Raw genomic sequence first — 22,393 nt, forward strand, 5'->3', positions numbered from 1 at the left:
TGTTCGCTCTTCGACGCTTTCGGCCCAAACCTGTCTTCCATGCATTGCTTGAATGCTACAGGGCAGCTTTCTCATATCTGCCGTTCGTTATCTTGCAGCAACCTCTGCTCGGGCCACCGCAGGCAACATCCGGCGTCAATGTCGCATAAGAGAGATCAGAACTCCGGCCGGCATGCTAACTTGCGGGGGCAAGACCTATTTGAATGGCCCAAAATGACATCCATATCGACGCGCGCTCATAGTGCGGATGCCCACAAGCACGGTGTGCTTTTCGTCTTTGCGGCCGGGGTTCTGTGGTCGACAGTCGGCATTGGTATTCGCATGATCGACGATGCCGTTGTGTGGCAGATTCTGCTGTATAGGTCGATCAGCATGTCGCTGTTTCTTTACATTCTTATTCGAATGCGGTCGGGCGAAAGCCCCTTTGTTCAAATCCGCCGAATTGGTTCCCCCGTTGTTGTCGCAGGGCTTTCACTGGTTGCGGCCTATAGCGGTGGGATCTACTCAATTCAGAACACGTCAGTCGCGAATGCCATGCTGCTTTTTGCGACAGCACCGTTTATGGCAGCTGTTCTGGGATGGATCGTTCTGCGTGAACGTGTGCGCTTTGCAACCTGGATTGCGATTGTTGTTGCCATTGGAGGGATCGCGATCATGGTTGCCGACAAATCCGGCAGCGTCGCCCTTAAGGGCAGTCTGGCGGCCCTTGGATCGGCGTTCGGTTTCGCTGCCTTCACCGTGGCGTTACGATGGGGCCGAACAGGTGAGATGCTGCCGGCGGTCTTCCTTTCGGGCCTCTTCGCGTTCGCCATCACCCTGGCGATCTGCTTTGGCCTCGGGCTCTCCGTCGTTTTGAGCCCGAATGACGGCTTCATTTCCATGGGAATGGGGGGGGCAAGTCGGTGCCGGTCTGATCCTCTACACGCTGGGCTCACGTAGCCTCCCGGCAGCAGAGCTTGCCTTGTTGTCTCTGGCTGAAGTCCTGCTCGGTCCTCTTTGGGTTTGGCTCTTTCTGGGCGAAACGGCGAGCGTCAACACTCTGATCGGCGGCCTGGTTCTCCTCGTGGCCATCGCTGGGAACGCCTTGTCAGGCAAGCGACGAAAACCTCCGCCTATCACCGCTCCATAGCGACAGCGGGAATCGGGGCCTGACGGCACGCACAGGTATCACCCAACGCTGGCACTTTCTCGCCGTTTGCCCGGGCAAGCTTCCAATGGCCGTGCATCACGATCAGGGTTTCGTGGGCTTGGATTGGTTGGATCCAAAGCGCCGGTGACTTTTCCCATCTCCGGCAAGGCGTTGATGGCAATTTGAACTGTAATTCCGCCTTCAGACTAAATGTTAAGAAAGCAATAACAAAGAAAGTATGCATATTGTCGAAAAATGTTAAAAAGTTGACATTTTACGCAATTCCTATCGAAAGAGCATTGGCGACTAGAGAAAAGTCGTGCAAAAACTCTACCAAATCACACAATTATTGGTTGCAATCAACTTTATATTGAAATCCAAAGATTAAATACGATAAAACTGCCACGCTTTTTTTGTGATAACGGCGGCTTATTTGATTTTTACTGACAAAATTCACCTAAAGTAATTTTTCATTAATTTCACTTGGTGTATTTGATTGTTTATGGGCATTTTTTGAGATCAGGGAGGCTTGGGGTCAATACGCTCCTTTTCAGCTTTCCCTTGGAGCATCTCAGAGATTGATATTTAGTAACCGAGCAAAATATTGAAGGCGGCTGCAAATAAACGGCCTTCAACGTCAAGTGAAACCGGTCTAGTCGAATTACTTTTCATTCGGTGAGAGGACACAATGAGCATTACGGCAAATCAACCAAGCGGAAACCAGGCATCCAGCAGGTCTTTCGGCATTGGAACCAAGATCTTATCTGTGGTGGGCATATGTCTAGTCGGATTAGTCCTTGTGGCGGCAATCGGTCTTTGGCAGCTGAACCAGATCGGCTTGCTCATCAACAATGTTGCCAACAAAGACATCCCGCTTACCAGTGCGGTAACTCAAATCACTACCCACCAGTTGGACCAATCCATCAATCTGGAGCGAGCCTTTCGGGCCGGAGTGATGATGAAGGAGCACGCAAAAGCCCGCGCAGATTTTGACAAGGCACGCATGACTTTTCTGAAATACGCCGAGATGGTTGATCGCGAAATTCTGGAAGCTCAGGACCTGGCGATGACCGCTGAACAAGCCTCGCACTCCGAAAAGCTGAAGTCCGAATTTCAAATGGTTTATGAGGCATTCGATCAAATAGGCGCTGAGCACAAGGCATATGACAAGCATGCTCTTGAAGCCTTCGAACTGGTCGAGGCTGGAGAGATAGACCTTGCGCTTGCGCTGCTGCCAGGGATTGAAAAAGAAGAAAACAACTTGAACCATGAGCTTGAAGCCCTGGTGCAGGAACTGCAATCGTTCACCTTGGACGCGGCGCGCGAGGCGCTTGAAGCTGAAAAAACAGCGTTAAAAGCCATTCTAGCTATAGCGGTTTTTGTCTTCGTGGCCGCGCTCGGCATCGCCTCCTTCGTTATTCGAAAAGCCATCACGCGACCGCTGAATGAAGTTGTCCTAGGCATAAACGCCTTGACGGCGGGTGACTTCACAATGGACGTCAAAGTCCATGCCAAGGATGAAATTGGAGCCGTGGCGACAGCCTATCAAACGTTCCGGGAAACGATGATCCGCTCAAAGGAACTGGAAGAAGAGCAACGGCGCCAAAGCCAGATTGAGCAAGACCGTCAGAAAAGGATGACCGACGCCTCCAGCCGATTTGCCGCAAATATTGGCACCATCGTGGAAACGGTGTCCTCAGCGTCAACCGAACTGCAAACCACGGCCCAGTCGATGTCCAGCATCGCAGAAGAAACCAGCAGCCAGGCAACATCCGTGGCAGCCGCCACCGAGGAGGCCACGACGAACGTGGCGACGGTTTCCTCTGCAACCGAGGAACTTTCTAGCTCAATCGGAGAAATCAACTCTCGTATTTCTCAAGCAACTGACATTTCCAAACAAGCCGTAGACGAAGTGTCAAAGACCGAGGGGCAAATCGGTCAGCTTGCCGAGACCGCTGAAAAGATCGGCGAAGTGATCTCAATGATCTCGGACATTGCGGAGCAGACGAACCTCTTGGCACTGAACGCGACAATCGAATCTGCCCGGGCAGGCGAAGCTGGCAAAGGGTTCGCAGTGGTCGCAAGCGAGGTGAAGGTCCTGGCCGGTCAAACAGCGAAGGCGACCGAAAATATTGCCGGCCTCATTAAAGAAATTCAGGACCAGACTAACACTTCTGTGGCTTCCGTCACTGATATCGGCCGTATCATTTCGCAGATCAACGAAACGTCGATTGAAATTGCTGCTGCGATGGATCAGCAGGACATGGCAACACGGGAAATCGCCCAAAACGTCACGGAAGCGGCAGCAGGAACGCAGGCCGTATCTGAAAACATTGCCGGGGTCACTCAAGCATCACAGGAAACCGGGGCCGCAGCGAGCCAGGTGACAATGGCAGCAGGGGAACTTTCAAATCAATCGTCCCGACTTAAGATAGAGGTAGACGGCTTTCTCGCAGAGATTCAGTCGGCCTAAATCGACGAGGCGCATGTAAGCTAAAACGACTCCGGGCCAAGAAATAGAATTCTGAATATAATCATTGGCGAAACCAGTTTCAGCATAATGAACAATTAGACCCCAAATGTTTATCTGGAGTTTGGACAAATAAATGTCATTTCTTTAATTAAGAAACACAAAAAAATTCTACTCAATTGAAGCCGGCATGAATTCCAGATTGTTTAGGCAGGTAGAAATGGGCAGGAAAAAACTCAACATCATGATTATTGACGGTAACAACGAGGACCTCAAACTCCTTTGCAACGAGATACCTCGCTATTCCGAACGTCACAGGTTCGAATTCAGAACGCGTGTAGCCTCGCATGGGAAAGCCGGTCTGCAAATCGTTTCGTCCTTGCTGGGAACTCCAGATCAGATAGACATAATTCTTTTTGACATAAGCACGACACGACAAGAGGATTTAGATGCTCTTGAACGCTTAAGTAGCATCGCTTTAACCGAAAAAATGTTCGTTTTTCTTATGTCAAATAATCTTGACGATGATATACTATGCATAGCCAAAGCAAACAGAGCCATTGCCATCGAGAAAAAGCCAAATTCTCAATATAAAATCGACCTTGTAATTGACCGAATGGTGAGTGTCTGTACGGAAATTACTACAGAATCCTATGTTTTAGATTGTTAGCGTGGCGCTTAATCTTTTCGGCAAAGTCGAGGGGCTGCTTTTCCTTAACGTTTTCTTGGCTAGGCCGTGTGGGCAAAGAGCAGGCTGTGTAATCAAAATTGCATTAATAGTTGCACCCAGTGCAAGCGTGCCATTTTTTGGCGTCCGCTTGGCGTCTGACCTGAGACCCGAGTTTCTTCCGGCTTAGCGCGGAGTCCTTCGGTTGAGTGGAGTGCGACCCAACATGCCCTCAGCCATCGGAACATCTCTTTCCTAATTCAATCGCCTTCCTGTGTTTCAGCATAGTCAGCCATACGATCCCGGAAAGATGATGTCCTGATCGACCAGAATATTGAAATTGTATCCCGGCCGGATCTGAAGTGTCGGCTGGACATCGAGGTTCTTGTTGATAGTCCGCTCCACCACCCGGCCGAACACTTCCGCGAAGTTGCGGCGGGCGGCATCTGAGGCCGTGTCCTGGGTGGAAAGCGTAGAGCTCTCCGGAACAGCCATATCAATTCCAGTTCCGATAATTGCGAGAAGCGCTGCGGACCCAAAGGTGCGCAGGTAATGGTTGTTCACCTTGTCCTTGAAACCGCCATAACCTTCGCCGTCAACGCCCCCCATGGAGCCGATCTGCAAGGTAGCTCCATTTGGGAAGATGATATCTGTCCAGACGACGAGCACGCGCTTCTGACCGAACGACACATCGGAATCATACCGGCCGAACAGTTTGGTTCCTTGAGGGATCAAAAGCAGATGGCCGGTTGCGCTATCATAGACGTTCTGTCTGACCTGGCCGGTGATACGGCCGGGAAGGTCCGAATTGATGCCTGTGATGAGCGTTGCCGGGATCACCGAGCCACGCTTCAATTCATAGGGTGACTGCTGCGGAACAACGCGGTTCGCCAGATATCCGGCTTCCGAGATGTCCTGATTGAAGAAGTCCTGTTTGCCGAATTGTCCGTTTGGATCCGCATTGGCAGACCCGCCTTGCGCCGCCTGCAGGGCAGCGGACAGAAGATCCGGAGAAGACGGGCTGCGCGTAAAGGCCCCGTTTCCTGTCTGATTGCCCTGGATGGTCTGCGATCCTTGCCCCTGCCCCTCCAGGTCATCGATATTCACGACGATTGGACTGTCATAAGCCGCGTCAATTGATTGCAGCCGCTTCATCCGTTGCCGCTGCAACTCCTGCATTTCCTGCTCTTCGTTGCGGCGCTTCATCCTTTCGCGCCAATCTATCTCCGTTTCCTGCGGTTCGATTACAGCGTCCGGTGAGGCGGGTCGCTGCTGAAACGGATTGCTATACGGCTTCTGCGCTTGCACGATTTCCGGTTTGGCAACTTCAACTGGTTCCGGCCGAACCGGCGTTATTGGTTGCCCTGGGGGATCGATCACGCCGTTGCTGATGCCGGCCTTGAGCTGATCCGCAAAACCGCTCGCCGGCGATCCACCTCCATCCTCAACAACGCTGCCGCCGGACGTGATGCCACGGGTCGCAAGGCCATAGATGATCACGACGCCGAAAACGACAACGAGTCCGATGAATAGAAATATCGGCAGCCGGTTTAAGCGACGAATCTTGGGAGCCTCATCGTCGGCGCGAATGTCGTCGCCCGCCAGATGCACATTGGAATCCGAATTGCTCATGAGTGCACGCCTCTAGACTGTTCTGGTCAAAACGGAAACCGGACTTGTCGGAGACGCGCCGGTTGCCGTTGCCTGATAAGTCCTCGCCAGCTCGATGGTTGGCGTGGTGAGGCGAACGAAGATCTGCCCGGCATCGGAATCGACCGTGTAAGCAAGGGGAATGATCGTGTCGCCCGATGGCTGTTGGTCGGCCTCGGCGACCGCGTAACCCCATCCGCGCAGAGAGCTTTCGAGGGCAAGGCCGAACTGGGAATTGTCAGCCTTGAGGAATATGGTTCCCGTTCCAGCTCCGACATGTTCAGAGAGTTTTGCAACCATGTCGCCGGCGACGATGCTTGCAGCGGAAGGCGACAGATTGGCAGCGTCAACGCTTGTAGTCGGGTTGAACCAGCCACTTTGCGTCATGCAGCCGGCCATGGGAGTGACCAGCGCCGAAATGCCGATGGCTTTCAGAATTGAGCGGCGAGTGTGCAACATGATCAGCCTCCCCTATTGATGCGAACTTTTTGCTGGCTGTAACCAACACCGGACACGAGCACCGCCTGGTCGATCGTGTAGTCCACGATCATGAGGGTGCCCTTCAGGCGATAGTTGACGATCTGGTTCTGTCCCCCGGAGGTGATGTAAAGAACCGGTGCATCCCCGGACGCCATTCCTGAGGGAAACTGGATGTAAGTTTTGGTGCCGTCCGAATAGACACGTGTCGGCCGCCAGCGGGCTTGCCCGTGAACGTGGTATTTGAAGTCCAGGTTTTCGGCAGGGACGCCGGCGCCGGGGATGATGCTTGCTTCAAGCTGGCGATTGGCCGCTTCGAATTTGGCCTGTATGTCTTCAGGGTAATCGAAGCCCACCCGGGCCATGTAACGGTGACTGTCGCTTTGAAGTTTGATCTGATAGGTGCGCCTCGATGTCGTCACCACCATGGATGTGACAAGCCCGGGTTCAGTCGGCTTGATGATCAAGTGAACTGAATTTCCCCCCGGTCCCCCCGATGTTGCCGGATCCACCTTCCAGCGAACCGTATCCCCGACCATGACGTTGCGAACGGCTTCCCCAGGCTGCAGCTCCACGTCGCAGACCTGCAGGGGAGCGCAAACCACTGTTGGCTGGACCTGGCCGTAGAGATAGATCACCTTGCCGTCCGGACCTTTGGTAATGACGCCGCGGCCGTTGCGCCAGTCGCTTGAAAGCCCGAGGGCGCGCAGCTCCTTTGCCGTGTAGTCGGCAGCCAAAGCTTGAACAGGTAGGACGGTGCCAGCGGCCGCAGCCACGAACATGCACACGCCCGCGTGCAGTCTGATTTTCTGGAACATAACTTTCACTCTCTGAGCGTGTGATTTGCTTACAATTGCGCGGTCCAATCGAAGTCCTTGAGATAAAGACCGATTGGATTTAGCCTGATGATAGCTTCATCCTGTGGTGGCGATAGAGTCACGGCCGCAACTCCGCGCCAGCGCTTCGTCTGAAGCTCTTTGCCCTTCCTGTCCCGTTCGATCTCGGTCCAGTCGATCTGATAGGATTGATTGGAGAGGGGCACGATGCTCGTCACCTCGACTGACACGGTGCGGGATTGCGCCCGATCGAACGGAGAGTTCGTCCGGTAGAAGTTGTTGACCTTTTGGGTGGCAACGTCCGTCTGCCGCAGCATCGCGTAAACTCGGTCGATGTATCCTTTGGCGACAACCGTGTCCGGCGTAACAGAGCGGAAATTAGTGATCCAGGCTCCGAGCATGGAACGGACAACGCGCTCATCGGCGTATTCAATCTGAGCAGGGAAGCCACCGATCGCGGGTGTGCCGAGCTTGTCCACCTCTACGATATAAGGAACGAGCTTGACTTGCGTGCTCTGGTAGAGCGCGAACCCAAAGCCGATGATCGCCATCGCCATAGCGAGCAGGCCGATACCCTGCCAAACGCGAGCGGTGCGTACGTATGATCCGTAGCGCTCGTTCCATTCCATCCGAGCGGCAAGATAGGGATTATCGATTGGAGTATGTTTTGCCATCTAGGTGCCTATTGCTCAGGAGGATTTGGGCGAAGACCCGCCGCCAGTTGGTTTGTTTGGAAGGGATTGCTTCAGCTTGTGATTGGCGAGACCTAGCGTTGAAGACCCGTGAGCGCTCGGCGCTCCGGTCAACTTGTCCGCGGCTGCGGAGGCTAGGGCTTTTCCGCCTGTGCCAAATGCAGCCGCAACACTGCGGGCTGGCGAGTGCCCGGCATCGGACGCTGCTCTCCCAGCTTGATAAGAACTCGACGCCAATCCGGCCGCGCCGATCCCGGCTCCGGCAATTCCCCCCGCCACGCTGGCAGTTTGCCGGAATGCCGCGCCAGCGTAGTAGGATGTCCCTTGTCCGGATCTAATGACTTCCATACCGCTGCCGGCAGACACTCCTTGAACCACGCCCTGGACGATGTTCGGAACGAAGATTGAAAGCGCGAACATCGCCAACGCAATAGCTGCCAGCATGCCGGGACCAGATGCGGTTGTCGTCATGGTCGGATCCGCCGCCAGGTTCGTCAAAAGACTTGAACCGGTCTTGGCGATGATGCTGAGGGCCATCAATTTCATGCCGATGCTGAACGCGTAGATCAGATAGCGAACGGCAAAGTCTTTAGTGTAGGACGAGCCGCCCAAACCGAGCATGATCATGCCGGCGATAAGCCCGATGTACATTTCTACGATGACAGAGAGCAAAACTGCCGCAAACAACGCCATGCAAAGGAGAACGATGAGGCCGGAGCCGGCAAGCATCAATGCTTGAGCAATGGCAGTCCAATCCAGATTTTGAATTTGCTCATTCAGGATGCCGTTGACCTGCAAACCTGTATCGAAGAGGTCGGCAGGGGAGAGTTTACCCGAGACACTTCCGCTTCCGATCCCCCAAAGGCTATCAACGATGTCCTTTGCTAGCTGTGGGCCTTGGGTCAGCACGAATGCGAAAAAGCCGATAAAAATGATCCGTTTGACCAATTCTGTCGCCCAGACCTCCAGAGAGGCTGCGTTCACGCCTAGCCAGACAGCCGCCAAGCCGATCTCGATCGTGGCAAGCAGCCAGAAGAGAGATGTTGCGCCGCTAATGAGCGTGGACTCCCAGCTCTTTGCGGCGTTTGCCAAACTGTTTTGAACAGTATCCAGCGCCCCGCCGCTCTGGGCAAATCCAGTCGAGGCGAATATGCTTGCGAACACCATTCCCAAAACGAGTGTTCCCAAAAGTGGTCCGAACTTTCCCCTGGCCATAGTCACAGCCCCCTACTTACTTACCACTGAGGTTTGAAATCCTGCCCGCTGCCCGGTTCAATATCGGGCGCCTTGAAGAATTCTTTGGCGGCCTTCTGGGAAGCTTCACGCTTTGCTTTTGCTTCCTCCGCCAACTCAACTTGGCGTCTCAGCAGTTCGGTAACTTCGGGATCGGTTTTCGGTACGATCACGTATGTTGCGCCCGCACCGGCAACAGCCGCGAGAAGCGCGATCAACACAACGATAGGAAGTTTGAATGTCATATGTTTACCACTGAGGTTTGAAGTCTTGCCCGTTCCCAGAAGAGACGTTCGGGTTTTTGAAGAACTGATCTGAGGCTGCTTTGGTGTGATCGCGTGCCGTCTGTTCAGACTGGTACCAGGTCCCCATCATGGTCATCTGCTGTGAGACAAGACCGCGAAGCTTCTGCATCTGTTCAACTTGCTGAGCGGCAATCTCGTGGCCAACCTGCAGGGCCTGCTTTTGTCCCTCGGCCGACTGAGAATGCTGCCGTAGCTGGCGCATGGTGTCCTCTTCGGTCGCGAATTGATCGGAGGTGTATCCGGCCGCCTTCAGCGTCGAGGAGATCGTGTCCCGGTTCGTATCCGACCAGCCTTGATACATGGTCGAGAACGACTGCCCATCCGGCAGGCCGTTCTTCGCGAACTCCGCGTAGCTCTGGAACCGCTGTTTCAGCGTGTCGTCCAGATTGCCCATTGAGAACGCCATGGCCTGACCCTTTTGAACCAGGCTCTGCAGTTGACCGAGGTTTTGCTCAACCTCGCCCCATACCTGCATCGGCAGCGACAACGTGTTCTGCAGCATGTTTTCGTAGATCGAGATCTGGTTTTCGATCATCTGGATCTGGTTGCCGATTTGCTGCACCTGATTGGCGATCTGCTCGGCGTTCTGACCGCCGAGTGCAATGAGCTCGCTGTTGTTGAGGATCTGCGTGAACTCGGTCGCGCCGGTGATACCGCCGCCGCCGGCATGGGCCGGTCCTGCAAGGCCGATCACACAAAGAACGCTGGCGAGCGATTTAGACAAGAAGCTGTTCGGCATTGTCGATTCCTCTTTGCTTGAGCCATTCGGCGGGCCATTTTTCGCCGTAGTGGAGGTGAAGTTCATCGATCCGCTTGAGATCGTCCTTAGCTGATGCGCCGACGAAGGACAGTGTGATCGGGCCGAGCGCCATGTTGAACAGCCGGCGACCGTCTGGGGACGTGACGTAGTATTCTCGCTTCGGGATCGCCGAGGCGATGATTTCGATCTGCTGTTCGTTGAAGCCGAGCTTTTCGTAGAATTCGCGCGTTCCGGACACCCGGGCTTCGCCGTTGGGCAGGCAAACTTTGGTCGGGCAGCTTTCCTTCAGAACGTCGATGATGCCGGAACGATCGGCATCCGAGATCGATTGCGTTGCCAGGACCACCGCGCAATTGGCCTTGCGCAGAACCTTCAGCCATTCCCGGATCTTGTCGCGGAAGACCGGATGGCCAAGCATCAGCCAGGCCTCGTCCAGGATGAGCAGACTTGGGTTCCCAGTCAGGCGTTTTTCGATCCGGCGGAAGAGATAAAGCAGGACCGGGATCAGGTTCCGGTCGCCCATGTTCATCAGCTCTTCGATCTCGAAGGTCTGGAACCTGGAGAGGGACAGGCCGTCCGCTTCGGCATCGAGGAGCGCGCCCATCGGGCCGTCCACAGTGTAATATTGCAGCGCGTCCTTGATTTCCCGGTTCTGGACGCCCGACACGAAGTCGGTCAACGACCGGCGCTGAGACTTCGACATCAAGTCGATCTGCGTGGTGATGGCGTTGCGGTGCTCCGGCAAAACCTTCACGCCCTGCATTTCGATCAGGGTTTCCAGCCACTCGGCAGCAAACGCCTTGTCGGTATCGTCCTCAAGGGATGAGAGCGGTGCAAAGGCCAGCGTCTCCGACTTGCCGACGTCATAGTGATCCGCGCCAACGGCAAGCGTGAGCGGATACATCGACTTGCCCTTGTCGAAGACGAACACCTGCGCATTCAGATAGCGAAAGAATTGAGCTACGATCAGCGCGAGAAGCGTCGATTTACCTGAACCTGTCGGTCCGAAGATCAGCGTATGCCCCAAATCCCCGACATGAAGATTGAAGCGGAAGGGCGATGAGCCGGACGCTACCTGCATGAGCGGCGGGCATCCAATCGGATAAAACGGGCACGGCGCTTCCGGCGATCCGGCCCAGACCGAATTCAGCGGAGCCAGGTCCGCGAGATTGCGCGTGCTCACCAGAGGTTCGCGAACGTTGGCATAGGAAACGCCCGGCAGGCTTCCCAGGAACGCTTCGGTCGTATTCAGGGTTTCGATGCGACTGCCAAACCCTTCGTTCTGGATAAGCCGGCGCACCGCCTCGCATTTCTCCTGAAGCCGCGCCTGGTTCGTGTCGAAGAGCACGATGACAGGCGTGTAATGGCCGAAGGCGACGAGCTGCGAGCTTGCCTCGGCAATCGCGTCTTCGGTTTCCCCGACCATCATCATGGCATCCTGGTCGAGCGATCCGGAGTTTGTCTTGAAGAGCTGGTCCATCAGCGGCCGCACCTTCTGAAGCCACTTCTTGCGCGTCTTTTCCAGAACAGCTCGCGCCTCGATCGGATCCAGGAAGATGAAACGGCTGGACCAACGATAGGTGATCGGCATCAGATCGAGGGCGTTGAGGATCCCCGGCCAGCTTTCAGCCGGAAACCCGTCGATCGCCACCACGCCGACATAACGACCATCGATGATGGGGTTGAGGCCGTGATGGAATTCCGCCGTCACCAGATAGTCGAGATACATCGCAATGTCCGGCAACCTGATCGGATGGTTTTCTCCGATCAGCGCGAAGCGGGCGAACTGCAGCAGATCATCATACCGGCCGCGCCTCTCCCCTTCCCTCCCCACTTCTCTTTCTGGCACTTCATGCGTTTCCATGCGCCGGATCGAGACGACATTGGCCATGTACTGCTCGAACTCGCGGATGGTGGTCTTGAAATACTCAAGCGTCCGGGAGGCAAAAGACGTGTTCCGGCTGGCTTCGTCCGAATAGATGTACTTCACCAGCTTGGACTTGTTTTTCTCCGGCGGTCGGTAGGTCAATATGAGGGCATGCTGGCTTTCGAAATGCCCCTCCCCGGCTTCGAAATGTCGGCGGCGCTCGTCATCGATCAAGGCAGTGATCGGGTCCGGAAAATGCGAGCTTTCCTTGGCCGGATATCCAGTTGAGGGAATGCGAACCGCTTCCATCTGGATCATCCAGCCGTTGCCGAGGCGAGCCAGAACCGAGTTGATCTGCCTGGAGACTTCGTTCCGCTCAAACGCAGTAGAGCTTTCGCTGTCCGGCCCGGCAAAATACCAGCCGGCCATCAGGCCCCCGTCCTTCAGGAGCACAATGCCGTTGTCGACCAGCGCCGCGTAAGGGAGCAGGTCGGAAAAGGACGGTGCGACATGCCGGAATTTTTTGAGGGCTACCATGTTCAGTATTTCCGCCAGGGCGTGGATGTCGGCCGGTAGTAAGCGCGGTATCTGACGTGTCGCAGATAGACAGCGCGCATCCGCGGGTCCGCCTTGGCCATCATCCGCAGCACGCCAACCACCACGATCCAGATCGCTACGCCGAGCACGGCGGCATAGGGTTTCAGGATCACGAAAATCAGAATGACCGAGGCAAGACCGGTCACGAGCACCAGCTCCCGGTCTGCCCCGAACAACAGTGTCGGGCGTGAAAGAGCGCGGTGGATCCGCGCTCTGTTGAGGCCCGGCGCATCAGTCACGAGCCGGGTCCACGGTTGCCGCTTTCCCTTCCGGAGCGATGCCGATGGAAGCGCCGGAAGAGCCGAACAGGCCGACGATCGTGGACGCGCCAAGAAGGATCCCGAGAACCAGAACCACGTAGGCCATGCGGCGGGCGAAGTCGTTGAGCTCGCCGCCGAAGATCAGCATGCCGCCGGCGATCGCGACCGCGATCAGGCCAACGGCGCCAGCGACAGGACCGTTGATGGAGGCCTGGATCTGCTGAAGCGGACCTTCCCAGGGAAGCGAACCGCCACCAGAGGCAAAGGCTGGTTCAATTAGGTACAGTCCTGCACCGGCGAGAAAGAGAAGAAATACAAAATTACGCGACATGAAGGGTCCCTTGTCTGTCGTTGGAATTCTTGTTGAGGAACTGTGATGCAACGGCTGAGCGGACGTCATAAGTGCCGTCCCGAAAGCCGGAGACGGACACAATGTCCCGAACGATGCGTCCCTTCTCCGGGGAGCGCTCGATTGAGACAATCAGGTCAACAGCTTCCGCAATCACTTGGCTCATGGGCTGCTGAGACACTTCCGCGATGAGCTGTTCGAGCCGCGTCAGTGCGGTATAGGCATTATCGGAGTGAACCGTGGCGATGCCGCCCGGGTGACCCGTGTTCCATGCCTTAAGGAGCGTCAGCGCCGCTCCGTCACGCACTTCGCCGACAATGATCCTGTCGGGACGCAAGCGCATCGTCGATTTCAGGAGCCGCTGCATGTCCACGGTGTCGGACGTGTGCAGGATCACGGCGTTCCTGGCGGCACACTGGATTTCCGCCGTGTCCTCCAGAATGACGAGACGGTGATCCGGTGCAACGGAAACCATTTCGCCAATGATCGCGTTCGTCAGGGTCGTTTTGCCCGTGCCGGTGCCGCCCGAGACAAGAATGTTCTTGCGGCCCGCAACTGCATCGCGGATCACGGCGGTCTGGCCGTCCGTCATCACGCCATCCTCGACATACTTGGAAAGCGGGATGAGCAGCGATGCCTTCTTGCGGATCGTGAAGGACGGCTTGGAAACGACCGGTGGCAGAAGACCCTCAAAACGATGACCGCCTATCGGCAGCTCACCGGAAATGATCGGCTTGTCAGAGGTGATCTCGGTACCTAGCGCATGAGCGACCTTGCCCATGATGATCTGGGCGTCATGGGGTGTCATCTCGCCCGAGGGCTCCATGCCCTTGCCGACACGCTCGATGAACAACTGTCCGTCCGGGTTGAGCATGATCTCAACGACGGCCTCGTCCGACAGCGCCGACAGGACCGTAGACCCCAGCGTGTCTTCCAGCCCGGCGATAAGCCTGCGGCGGCTTTCACCACCTTTAACGGCCACCATGACCACCCCTTGATTTGTCTAAACGGGCTGAGTTTTAACCGCTCAGTAACACTCTATAAAGCGATATCAAACGGTATCTATAATCTTTTCCGCGTGTTCGTGCCCTGGCTGCAACAATTCCGTGTCGCGTTGTAATCGCTTTTGACTCTGCTGCAAGCCTTTTAAAGACCCTACAATGAGGAATTGATGCCCATCCTTCTGCATGTGTCTCGAAATGGAGGTTACAAGGATGATAAATCCGCGCTAGTCCCTGATAGTACAATTAAAAATGTGCAGCGAGAGTTTCAAAAGTGTGCAGCGGGAGGTCCAAAAATGTGGAGCGGCACGTTCAAAATTGTGCAGCGGCAGAAACGCTAGATAGACCTTCTTCAAACTTGATTGGAGGCGATTCCAAGACTAGCTTGAGCGAAATTTGATGAATCAATCAACACCGAAAAAAATGGTATCAAAAGGAAGATTGAGCCAAACCTAAAAAGAAAAAAGCTCCCGTAGCCGAAGCGACGGAAGCTCTGTCCTCAAAATCCTCGAGCGCCAACTCGAAGATCAGTTCTGAAATGTGATCTGAGGATAGGGATCTCCGGACAATCAGTCAACGCAAAACGCCACCTCGGCGCACGGGAAAGTCGTGCCTAAAAAAGGATATTCCCTATGCCGAAGCCAAGGCCGTCCGGGCTGCGAAAGATCACGCCTGCCATAAACGATGCCATGTCGCTTGCCGACGAATGGGGCACTCAGACTGCCGTCGATAAAAGACGCGCCGTCACCGCATTCAACCGCGTTACCCATCTCCTGCGGCTCAATTCCCAGGCGATCGAACTCATGAACAAACTCCTCAGTTTCAGCCAGGAACAGGACTGGACAGGGGCAAGCCGGCCAATCGTCTGGCCCGATAATTCCCGCCTTGTCTGCGAGTGTTCTTTCGAGCTGTCCGCTCTCCGCCGCAATTTTCGTAAGCTTGCCGAAGCGGGCCTGATCAGCTTCAAAGACAGTCCCAAAGGGCAGCGCTTCGGAAAGCGCGATCAGAACGGCAAGATCGTGCTGGCGTCGTCCTTCGGTATCGACCTCTCCCCTCTCGGTCTGAAAACGCCCGAACTGGAGGATCTATTCGAGCGGGACAAACAACGGGCCGTTCAGCACCGCGAGCACAGTCGCAAGTTCACGATTTCCCGCAGGCTGATTGCCAGCATCATCGAAACCGCGTCCGACCATCAGATCGCTGGTCCCTGGGAGACATGCGCTCGTAATCTTCAGGCGATCGTTCAACGGCGCCGGCCGAATACTCCGCTCCACGAGCTGGCCGAGCTGTGCGACGCCTTGGAAACTCTGTTGGAGCGCGTCAAAACCGCTTATGCCGCCGCGAGCGAGAAGTTTTCCCATAGGGACTGCGATGTTGATAACGCTGAAGAAAAGTTCCCCAGGGTATCAAAAATGGCACCCATGGGTCCCACTAGCGGCACCTTCATACAGAGTACAGTCCAGAAAACAGATTCTTCATTGTACACGAAACGGCGTTCGGCTCCCGCCGAACAACAGTTCCCTTCTGACATCGGCTCCGCCGATGAAAATGGCTCTGAGAAAGAGCCTTTGCGACGCCCGGGTCCAAAACAACCGGAAAAGCTTGCAGCAAGACCCGTGGATCCAAAAACTTTGCTTTTGCTTTGCCCACAATTTAAGGAATGGGTGGTTTCTGACAAAACTCCGACCTGGGCGGACATAATAAACACGGTCGAAACTGTGATGAGAGGACACCTGTTGATCGCGGATTCCACTTGGAACGCAGCAACCCTTGCGCTCGGCCGAGAACAGGCCGCGGTCGCCGTCGCCCTCATTTTCGAAAAACACGAAGCCGGACTGATCCAGTCTCCAGGCGCATATCTGAACGGCATCATCACGAAGGCGAAGAACGGGCAGCTTGCCCTATCCAAATCGCTCTTCCACTGGAACAAGGCCAAGGACGGCAATCGGCCGGAAGGGCCGGCCGCATGGAATTAAAGTAGATGCGACTTTCAAGCCATTCTGACCTGGCCGTCAGGCTCTTCCTCTACCTCGACGCTCAGGAGGACAAAGAACGCCGGGTTTTGACGCCCGAACTCTGTCAGGTTCTCGACACCAAACGATCGACGGTGAATGAAACAACGTCGAGCTTGGCGAAGGTCGGACTCTTGGATACCCGCAGCGGAAAGTACGGAGGCATCATCCTCTCTCGCCCGATCAGCGACATTCTTGTCTCGGAAGTCATCTCGATTTGCGAGCAGCGAAGTGGCTGGCAGTTCGCGCAGTGCGACAATCCCGCAGGCTGCGATTGTTACATGAAAGGCCATTGCGCGGTGCAGCCCATGTACCAGCAAGCGCTTCACGAATTTATTCGCATTTTTGACAAGTTCTGTTTGGCTGACCTGCAAACTGACGTGAACGTAAAAGTCGCCCGTAGAGCCGCAGAAAAATATATCAGCGGCAACGGTTTGGTTAGCGGTGACCTTGAGCGGTACAGCAAGCGGCGCAAAGAAAATCGGTCGCTTACCGATGCGTCATAGTATTATCGATATTTGCCGACGGGTTCTTGCGCAACCTTACGTGTAGGATAGCGCCTAGATCCGTTCTAAAGCACTCAATTGCTTGACCATCTAGTCAAATCACTACCATCACACAAATTGATCTACTGAAGACTTGTTTGCGAGAGAATGAGCTGTCATATGGCACTCATGTCACGCAAAAAGTGTATTGCCTTCGGTATATTCCTCCTAAACGTGCTGCTGCCCGCCGGTGCACAGGCGGATTCCATCGAAGGAAAAGTCAGCGTTATCGACGGATCCAGTTTCCAGATCGTGGAGAGTGGTCTCACCGTCAAACTTTTTGGCGTGTCTGCGTGTGCCCTCACCCAACGCGCTCACTATCAAGGAATTTCGTGGCCTTGCGGAGCCGTCGCCGCGGGTTGGCTGACGGAAAACACGCTCGGCTACACTATTCGTTGCATCAAGGAAGGATCGGGCGGATACGCAACCGTTCTTGGCCGCTGCTTCCTGCCGGACGGGTCCGATGTCGCAAAAAAAGCGTTGACTGAAGGTATGGCGATCGCCGCCAGGGCCGAAGGTACTCTGATTGTCCCGGAATATGGGTCTTTCGAAAAAATCGCCCGCTCAAAATCCCTCGGAATCTGGTCGTCCACGTTCAAACTCGACGGCCACACATATCGAAAGTCATTTACCCAATGAGTAAGGAGCCGGGGCGGCCGCGTTCGATGGGCCGCGACGGGAGCGGGGCTTGCACGAAGCGTTCGCAGCACGAGCAGGTCAACCGGGGCCGGACGATGCGGTTCACGATAAACCTACCGGGGACGTATTCCAGTTCCTCGGTCACATCCTCACCGATCCGACGCAAGCGCCCGCCGCAATCGGCACAGGCATCTGCGCCCGGCGTCAATTCGACCTCCATCCGGGGGATGTGGTCCGGGATCGGGCGGCGCTTTGGCTTGTCCCTCTCCTCGATGTCCGGCAGCTTCATCCGCGCCGTCATGGCCGCGGCGGCAATCTCGCTGGTCTCGAGCGCGAGCTGAAGCTGCTCGGCCGTCTCGGACGAGGCCCCGAACCGGTGCGCCCGGTGCCCAGCCAGTTGATGGCGCAGCTTCTCGATCAGTACCGCCTGCGCCTTGACCTCGGCCAGCAGCCGCGCGGTGAAGCTGCGCAACTCCTCGGGGTCTTTCGGCAAGGTCAGGGTTTGATCGAGCATGCAAGAAGTTTATCCCACTGTATTCCTCGTGGGAATCCTTCTCTTGCAGGACAGCCAGATTATCCCGCGGCCAAGGGTTGCCACGTCCGCTGTGGCGCTCGCCAGTCGATCCCTTCCAGCAGCATCGACAACTGTGCAGGCGACAGCGCCACCTTGCCCTCCTTGGCCGAGGGCCAGACGAACCGCCCCTTCTCCAGTCGCTTCAGGAACATGCAGGCCCCCTGGCCATCCCACCAGATGACCTTGACCAGATCACCCCGGCGACCTCGGAAGACAAACAGGTGCCCGGTGAAGGGGTCCTGCTTCAGCACCGCCTCGGCCTGCGCTGCCAAAGCCGCGAAGCCCTTGCGCATGTCCGTCACCCCGGCCGCCAGCCAGACTCGCGTAGTGGCCGGAACCGGGATCAAACCGACAGTCCCCGGATCAGGCGGGCCAGAGATTCCGGGTCGTAGCTGCCGCTGATGCGCATCCGGTGACCGCCAGCCAACTCGATCTCGATGCAGTTGTCGGGAACGGGTGCGGCCACAGGCACCTTACCCTCCGCGACGATCTCCACTGGCAGAAAGCGCGCGATATCGGCCGCGTCGGCATCTGCAAACCGCGGATCGCGCAACCAGGCAAAGACCAGGTTGGCATTCACGTCATAGCGCCGGGCAACCTGACTCACCGATACACCGGGCACGCGCGTCTGCCCGCAGATCATCCGCTTCTCGTCGTCAGACCAGACCCGCCGCTTCCTTCGCTTCGTCACAAGCCACCCCGATAGTGTCCATTATCCGATAGTGGACACTATCCTCTACGCACCAACCTCGGCAGAGCGGCCAGCCCGGACGGTTACTGCAGAGGCCCCCATGGCCGGTGCGGATAGTCGTCGTCACGACCCTCACAGCACCAACTCGTAATGCGTGTTGCGCCCGCCGCCTTCGCCCTTCCGGAGCAGACCGAGGTCCAGTAGAGCCGCGATGTCACGGTTCGCCGTATCCTGCGAGCACTTGGCGATCACCGCCCAATTCGACGAGGTCATCTTGCCTTCGAACCCATCGAGCAGGCGGTTCAGTACCTTGATCTGGCGTTCGTTCAGCGGCAGTGCCGCTGCGCGCTCCCAGAACTGCCCCTTGGCGACGACCGCCGCCAAGACGCCATCGGCACCGTGAATCGCGCGGCCGAGGCAGTCGAGGAACCACAGGATCCACAACGTGACGTCCGTGCCGCCTTTCTGGGTGCGCTCGAGCTGGTCGTAGTAGGCGTTCCTATCGGCCCTGATCTGCGCGGACATGCTGTAGAACCGCTGCGAGCTTCCCTCCGACCGGGCAAGCGCCAGGTCAGCAATGGCGCGGGCGATGCGGCCGTTGCCGTCCTCGAAGGGGTGGATCGTCACGAACCACAGATGCGCTAGCGCCGCCTTGATCACCGGGTCGGTGGTCAGGGGTGCGTTGAACCATGTGAGGAAGGCTTCCATCTCCGCCGCGACCCGCGGTGCGGGTGGGGCCGAGTAGTGAACCTTCTCCCGGCCATATGGCCCGGAAACAACCTGCATCGGGCCGGTACTGTCATCGCGCCAGTCCCCGACGATGATCTTCGTCATGCCGCTGCGGCCGGTGGGAAACAAAGCCGCATGCCATCCGAAAAGGCGCTCGGCGGTGAGCGGGGCCTGAAAGTTCCGCGTCGCGTCCAGCATCACCTCGACGATGCCTTCCACATTGCGATCGGTCGGGGGCAGGGCGCCGATGTCGATGCCAAGCCGTCGGGCGAGGGATGACCGCACCTGTGTGGCATCCAGCTGCTCGCCCTCGATCTCGCTTGTCTTGACGACGTCCTGCGTCAGCGTCTGCAGGACCGCCTCTTCGCGCAGCTTGAAGCCCAGCGCCTGCATCCGACCGATCAGTCGCCCCTGGTCGTGACGGACTGTAGCCAGGGGCGCAGCAATGCTGCCATCCTTCCAAGACAGCTTCGGCCAGTCTGGTTGCTCCCAGATGTACATCCCGATCTCCGCATAATGCGCGGTGATTGTGGGTCGTATTCTCCGCAAGCGCAAGAACAAACGCCGCAAGGTATGCGTAGAATAGCGAGCCTATTCTCCGCAACCGTTGACCGGGGCTTGGCGCATGACGCGTCCCTGCACATCGACGCGGCTCATCTGATCTGGCGCACCGAAGCGGTTTCCGGCGATGATGCCGCCAACCGGAGACACCATCATGCATGCCGATTCCATCCTGCCGAACCTTTTGTCGCCGCCAAGGTTTCTATTCTTCACCGGAAAGGGCGGGGTGGGAAAGACGTCGCTCAGCTGCGCCATCGCCCTTCGCTTGGCGGACAGCGGCAAAAGGGTTCTTCTGGTCAGCACAGATCCGGCCTCCAACCTTGACGAGATGCTGGGCGTTCCGCTTGGTCCGCTGCCAACGCCGGTTCCCGGCACGGCGAACCTCAGCGCCCTGAACGTAGATCCGGAACGGGCGGCGGATGACTACCGGCGGCGCGTTCTCGACCAGATGGGCCCTGCCTCGACCGAGACCGAGCGGTCCACCGTCCGAGAACAGCTTTCGGGCGCCTGCACCACCGAGATCGCGGCATTCGACGAGTTCGTGGGTCTGCTGCTGGAGGACGGACAGGGTTTCGATCATGTGATCTTCGATACCGCACCAACCGGGCATACCCTGCGGCTCCTGAGCCTGCCGAAGGCCTGGACGGGTTTTCTGAAGGACAACGACCGTGGCGCTTCCTGCCTTGGCCCGCATTCGGGCCTGAAGATGCAGGAAGACCGGTTCCGCGCGGCGCTCGCAGCCCTCGGGGACGCAGGCCGGACCAGCATCGTGCTTATGACGCGCCCGGATGCAGGCGCGATCCGCGAAGCCGCCCGCACCTCGGCCGAACTGCGGGAGCTGGGGCTTGCCAACCAGCTGCTTGCGATCAACGGCGTCCTGCAAGTGCCCGTGGGCGCCGATCCCGTCGCCGCGCGGCTGGCCGCGGACCAGGCCGATGTCGTGGGCCGCATGCCGCAGGACCTTGCGGCCTTGCCAAGGTTCGAGGTTCCGCTCCGGCCCTATGACATGGTCGGGCTCGACACCCTGCGGGCGCTTCTCGCGCCCGAGAGCGAGCAGCACGCAGCACCGACCGTGCCGGTCGCGCAGGTCCCGCCTCTCGAGGGGCTGAGCGCGCTGGTGGATGGCCTGGCCGCAACAGGGCACGGATTGATCATGGTGATGGGCAAGGGCGGTGTCGGCAAGACCACGATCGCTGCGGCCATTGCCGTGGGGCTGGCCAAACGGGGGCACGCGGTTCACCTGACCACCACGGACCCTGCCGCGCATGTCGCCTTCGTGGTGGATGGCACCATGCCCGGTCTCACCGTCGACCGCATCGACCCCGAGGCCGAGACGAAGCGCTATGTCGACAAGATCATGTCCAGCAAGGGCCGGGATCTGGATGAACAGGGGCGGGCGTTGCTGCTCGAGGATCTGGCCTCACCCTGTACCGAGGAAGTGGCGGTCTTTCATGCCTTTTCCCGCACGGTGGCGGAGGCGCGGAGCGCCTTTGTCGTGATGGACACCGCGCCGACCGGGCATACCCTTCTTCTGCTGGATGCGACGGGCGCCTATCACCGGCAGATGACGCGGCATCTGGCACCAGATGCGCCGGGGAAGGTGACGACACCGCTGATGCGTCTGCAGGATCCGGACTACACGCGGGTCATCCTGGTCACGCTGCCCGAAACCACACCGGTGTCGGAAGCGGCCGCCCTGCAGGAGGACCTGCGCCGCGCGAGGATCGAACCATACGCCTGGGTGATCAACCGCGCCATGGCGGCATCGGGCACGCAGCACCCGCTCCTGCTGCGCCGGATCGCGGGCGAGGCCCGGCAGATTGCCCGGGTGAAAGACGGGTTGGCACGGCGGGTGTATCTGTTGCCTTTCTCGCCTGCGCCCCTTGTCGGGATAGATGCGCTCGGAAAGCTGAGCTGAGGCATAGCTTGCGGCGGTCCAGAGGTCCGATCCGACTGCCGCAGGAGCACGAACAACGCTGGCTGCCGAATGCCTGGCGCCCGTCAGAAATCGGTTTCCAGGTAGACCCCGGCGCAGTCGTAGGCGACGGCCGCGGCCGTCGCGCCGGTGTTGAGAAACAGCCGCGGCGACAGGAACTGCGTCGCGGCGGGCAGGTCGGCGGTGATCTCCTGCTCGAAGACCTCGTCGACCACACGGACCCATACAGAACTGCCACTCGGCGGCGCCGCCATGCACAGGGTCAAGACACCACCCGTTGTGATGCCGAAGCTTGCGTCTATCTCTCGGTCACGGTCGGCGAGCCGGTGCCGAAGCAGTTAACGGCTGCGTGCAGCGCAAGGGACGTGGCCAGAGCTGCTGTCGATCCGTAAAGCCCAAGCCCGGATCGCCAG

At 57.4% G+C, this 22,393-nt stretch carries 23 protein-coding genes and 1 pseudogene; 7 read left to right on the top strand and 17 right to left on the bottom strand.

The window, feature by feature from the left end:
* Positions 1-213: 213 nt before the first annotated feature.
* From FIU93_RS30430 to FIU93_RS30440, 3 genes and pseudogenes are all read left to right on the top strand, one after another.
* Positions 214-1,129, top strand: a pseudogene (locus tag FIU93_RS30430) (DMT family transporter).
* Positions 1,130-1,817: 688 nt separating this feature from the next.
* A complete protein-coding gene (locus tag FIU93_RS30435) occupies positions 1,818-3,602 on the top strand; it encodes a HAMP domain-containing methyl-accepting chemotaxis protein (protein WP_152508019.1) in 1,785 nt (594 codons plus the stop codon).
* A gap of 187 nt (positions 3,603-3,789) precedes the next feature.
* A complete protein-coding gene (locus FIU93_RS30440) occupies positions 3,790-4,269 on the top strand; it encodes a hypothetical protein (RefSeq protein ID WP_152508020.1) in 480 nt (159 codons plus the stop codon).
* A 285-nt stretch (positions 4,270-4,554) separates the two neighbouring features.
* Here the strand turns inward: FIU93_RS30440 and trbI are convergent, their stop codons facing one another.
* From trbI to trbB, 11 genes are all read right to left on the bottom strand, one after another.
* On the bottom strand, positions 4,555-5,898 hold the full coding sequence (gene trbI / locus FIU93_RS30445) for an IncP-type conjugal transfer protein TrbI (protein ID WP_152508021.1): 1,344 nt from the start codon (positions 5,896-5,898) through the stop codon (positions 4,555-4,557).
* 12 nt (positions 5,899-5,910) lie between these two features.
* Positions 5,911-6,375, bottom strand: a complete 465-nt coding sequence (locus tag FIU93_RS30450; RefSeq protein ID WP_209171762.1) for a conjugal transfer protein TrbH — start codon at positions 6,373-6,375, stop codon at positions 5,911-5,913.
* Positions 6,376-6,377: 2 nt separating this feature from the next.
* On the bottom strand, positions 6,378-7,175 hold the full coding sequence (trbG, locus tag FIU93_RS30455) for a P-type conjugative transfer protein TrbG (RefSeq protein WP_228866879.1): 798 nt from the start codon (positions 7,173-7,175) through the stop codon (positions 6,378-6,380).
* A 65-nt stretch (positions 7,176-7,240) separates the two neighbouring features.
* Positions 7,241-7,903, bottom strand: coding sequence for a conjugal transfer protein TrbF (gene trbF / locus FIU93_RS30460; protein WP_062492203.1), 663 nt, complete (start codon positions 7,901-7,903; stop codon positions 7,241-7,243).
* Positions 7,904-7,918: 15 nt separating this feature from the next.
* Entirely contained in the window at positions 7,919-9,136 is a 1,218-nt protein-coding gene (gene trbL / locus FIU93_RS30465) for a P-type conjugative transfer protein TrbL (protein ID WP_152508024.1), read from the bottom strand.
* Between the two features lie 20 nt (positions 9,137-9,156).
* The gene (locus tag FIU93_RS30470; protein WP_152508025.1) at positions 9,157-9,399 is read right to left on the bottom strand and encodes a hypothetical protein; all 243 of its coding nucleotides are present in this window, start codon (positions 9,397-9,399) and stop codon (positions 9,157-9,159) included.
* Positions 9,400-9,403: 4 nt separating this feature from the next.
* Positions 9,404-10,198, bottom strand: a complete 795-nt coding sequence (trbJ, locus tag FIU93_RS30475) for a P-type conjugative transfer protein TrbJ (protein WP_152508026.1) — start codon at positions 10,196-10,198, stop codon at positions 9,404-9,406.
* Positions 10,176-12,623: a conjugal transfer protein TrbE gene (locus tag FIU93_RS30480; RefSeq protein WP_152508027.1), complete on the bottom strand. Its 2,448-nt coding sequence runs from the start codon at positions 12,621-12,623 to the stop codon at positions 10,176-10,178. Before FIU93_RS30480 ends, trbJ begins: the two co-directional genes overlap by 23 nt.
* Before the next feature lie 2 nt (positions 12,624-12,625).
* Positions 12,626-12,922, bottom strand: coding sequence for a conjugal transfer protein TrbD (locus FIU93_RS30485; RefSeq protein WP_077294672.1), 297 nt, complete (start codon positions 12,920-12,922; stop codon positions 12,626-12,628).
* Positions 12,915-13,274 carry a TrbC/VirB2 family protein gene (locus FIU93_RS30490; protein ID WP_152508028.1) on the bottom strand — a complete coding sequence of 120 codons (360 nt, stop codon included), beginning with the start codon at positions 13,272-13,274 and terminating at the stop codon, positions 12,915-12,917. Before FIU93_RS30490 ends, FIU93_RS30485 begins: the two co-directional genes overlap by 8 nt.
* Positions 13,264-14,277, bottom strand: a complete 1,014-nt coding sequence (gene trbB, locus FIU93_RS30495) for a P-type conjugative transfer ATPase TrbB (RefSeq protein WP_152508029.1) — start codon at positions 14,275-14,277, stop codon at positions 13,264-13,266. Before trbB ends, FIU93_RS30490 begins: the two co-directional genes overlap by 11 nt.
* 648 nt (positions 14,278-14,925) lie before the next feature.
* Here trbB and repC point away from each other — a divergent pair.
* The 3 genes from repC (at position 14,926) to FIU93_RS30510 (ending at position 17,489) form a co-directional block, all read left to right on the top strand.
* On the top strand, positions 14,926-16,269 hold the full coding sequence (repC, locus tag FIU93_RS30500) for a plasmid replication protein RepC (protein ID WP_152508030.1): 1,344 nt from the start codon (positions 14,926-14,928) through the stop codon (positions 16,267-16,269).
* Positions 16,270-16,274: 5 nt separating this feature from the next.
* Positions 16,275-16,811 (top strand): Rrf2 family transcriptional regulator, encoded by a 537-nt coding sequence (locus FIU93_RS30505; RefSeq protein ID WP_077294835.1) that lies wholly within the window; start codon positions 16,275-16,277, stop codon positions 16,809-16,811.
* Positions 16,812-16,970: 159 nt separating this feature from the next.
* The gene (locus FIU93_RS30510) at positions 16,971-17,489 is read left to right on the top strand and encodes a thermonuclease family protein (RefSeq protein WP_077294832.1); all 519 of its coding nucleotides are present in this window, start codon (positions 16,971-16,973) and stop codon (positions 17,487-17,489) included.
* Here FIU93_RS30510 and FIU93_RS30515 read toward each other — a convergent pair.
* From FIU93_RS30515 to FIU93_RS31825, 5 genes are all read right to left on the bottom strand, one after another.
* A complete protein-coding gene (locus tag FIU93_RS30515) occupies positions 17,479-18,003 on the bottom strand; it encodes an IS66 family transposase zinc-finger binding domain-containing protein (RefSeq protein WP_152508032.1) in 525 nt (174 codons plus the stop codon). The two genes, FIU93_RS30510 and FIU93_RS30515, sit on opposite strands and share 11 nt — an antisense overlap.
* Before the next feature lie 59 nt (positions 18,004-18,062).
* A complete protein-coding gene (gene tnpB, locus FIU93_RS30520; protein ID WP_152508033.1) occupies positions 18,063-18,410 on the bottom strand; it encodes an IS66 family insertion sequence element accessory protein TnpB in 348 nt (115 codons plus the stop codon).
* A complete protein-coding gene (locus FIU93_RS30525) occupies positions 18,407-18,754 on the bottom strand; it encodes a transposase (RefSeq protein WP_074556315.1) in 348 nt (115 codons plus the stop codon). The genes tnpB and FIU93_RS30525 overlap by 4 nt, the downstream gene beginning before the upstream one ends.
* Before the next feature lie 132 nt (positions 18,755-18,886).
* Complete coding sequence (locus tag FIU93_RS30530) at positions 18,887-19,984, bottom strand: Fic family protein (RefSeq protein WP_152508034.1); 1,098 nt, start codon at positions 19,982-19,984, stop codon at positions 18,887-18,889.
* Positions 19,985-20,074: 90 nt separating this feature from the next.
* Positions 20,075-20,200 (bottom strand): hypothetical protein, encoded by a 126-nt coding sequence (locus FIU93_RS31825; protein WP_267479141.1) that lies wholly within the window; start codon positions 20,198-20,200, stop codon positions 20,075-20,077.
* Between FIU93_RS31825 and arsA the strand changes: the two genes are divergently transcribed.
* Positions 20,199-21,962, top strand: a complete 1,764-nt coding sequence (arsA, locus tag FIU93_RS30535; RefSeq protein WP_152508035.1) for an arsenical pump-driving ATPase — start codon at positions 20,199-20,201, stop codon at positions 21,960-21,962. The genes FIU93_RS31825 and arsA overlap by 2 nt on opposite strands.
* A gap of 83 nt (positions 21,963-22,045) precedes the next feature.
* Here arsA and FIU93_RS31830 read toward each other — a convergent pair whose 3' ends face one another.
* On the bottom strand, positions 22,046-22,195 hold the full coding sequence (locus tag FIU93_RS31830) for a hypothetical protein (protein ID WP_208982774.1): 150 nt from the start codon (positions 22,193-22,195) through the stop codon (positions 22,046-22,048).
* Positions 22,196-22,393: the final 198 nt, after the last annotated feature.

The organism is Labrenzia sp. THAF35 (assembly GCF_009363595.1).
GTDB lineage: Bacteria > Pseudomonadota > Alphaproteobacteria > Rhizobiales > Stappiaceae > Roseibium > Roseibium algicola.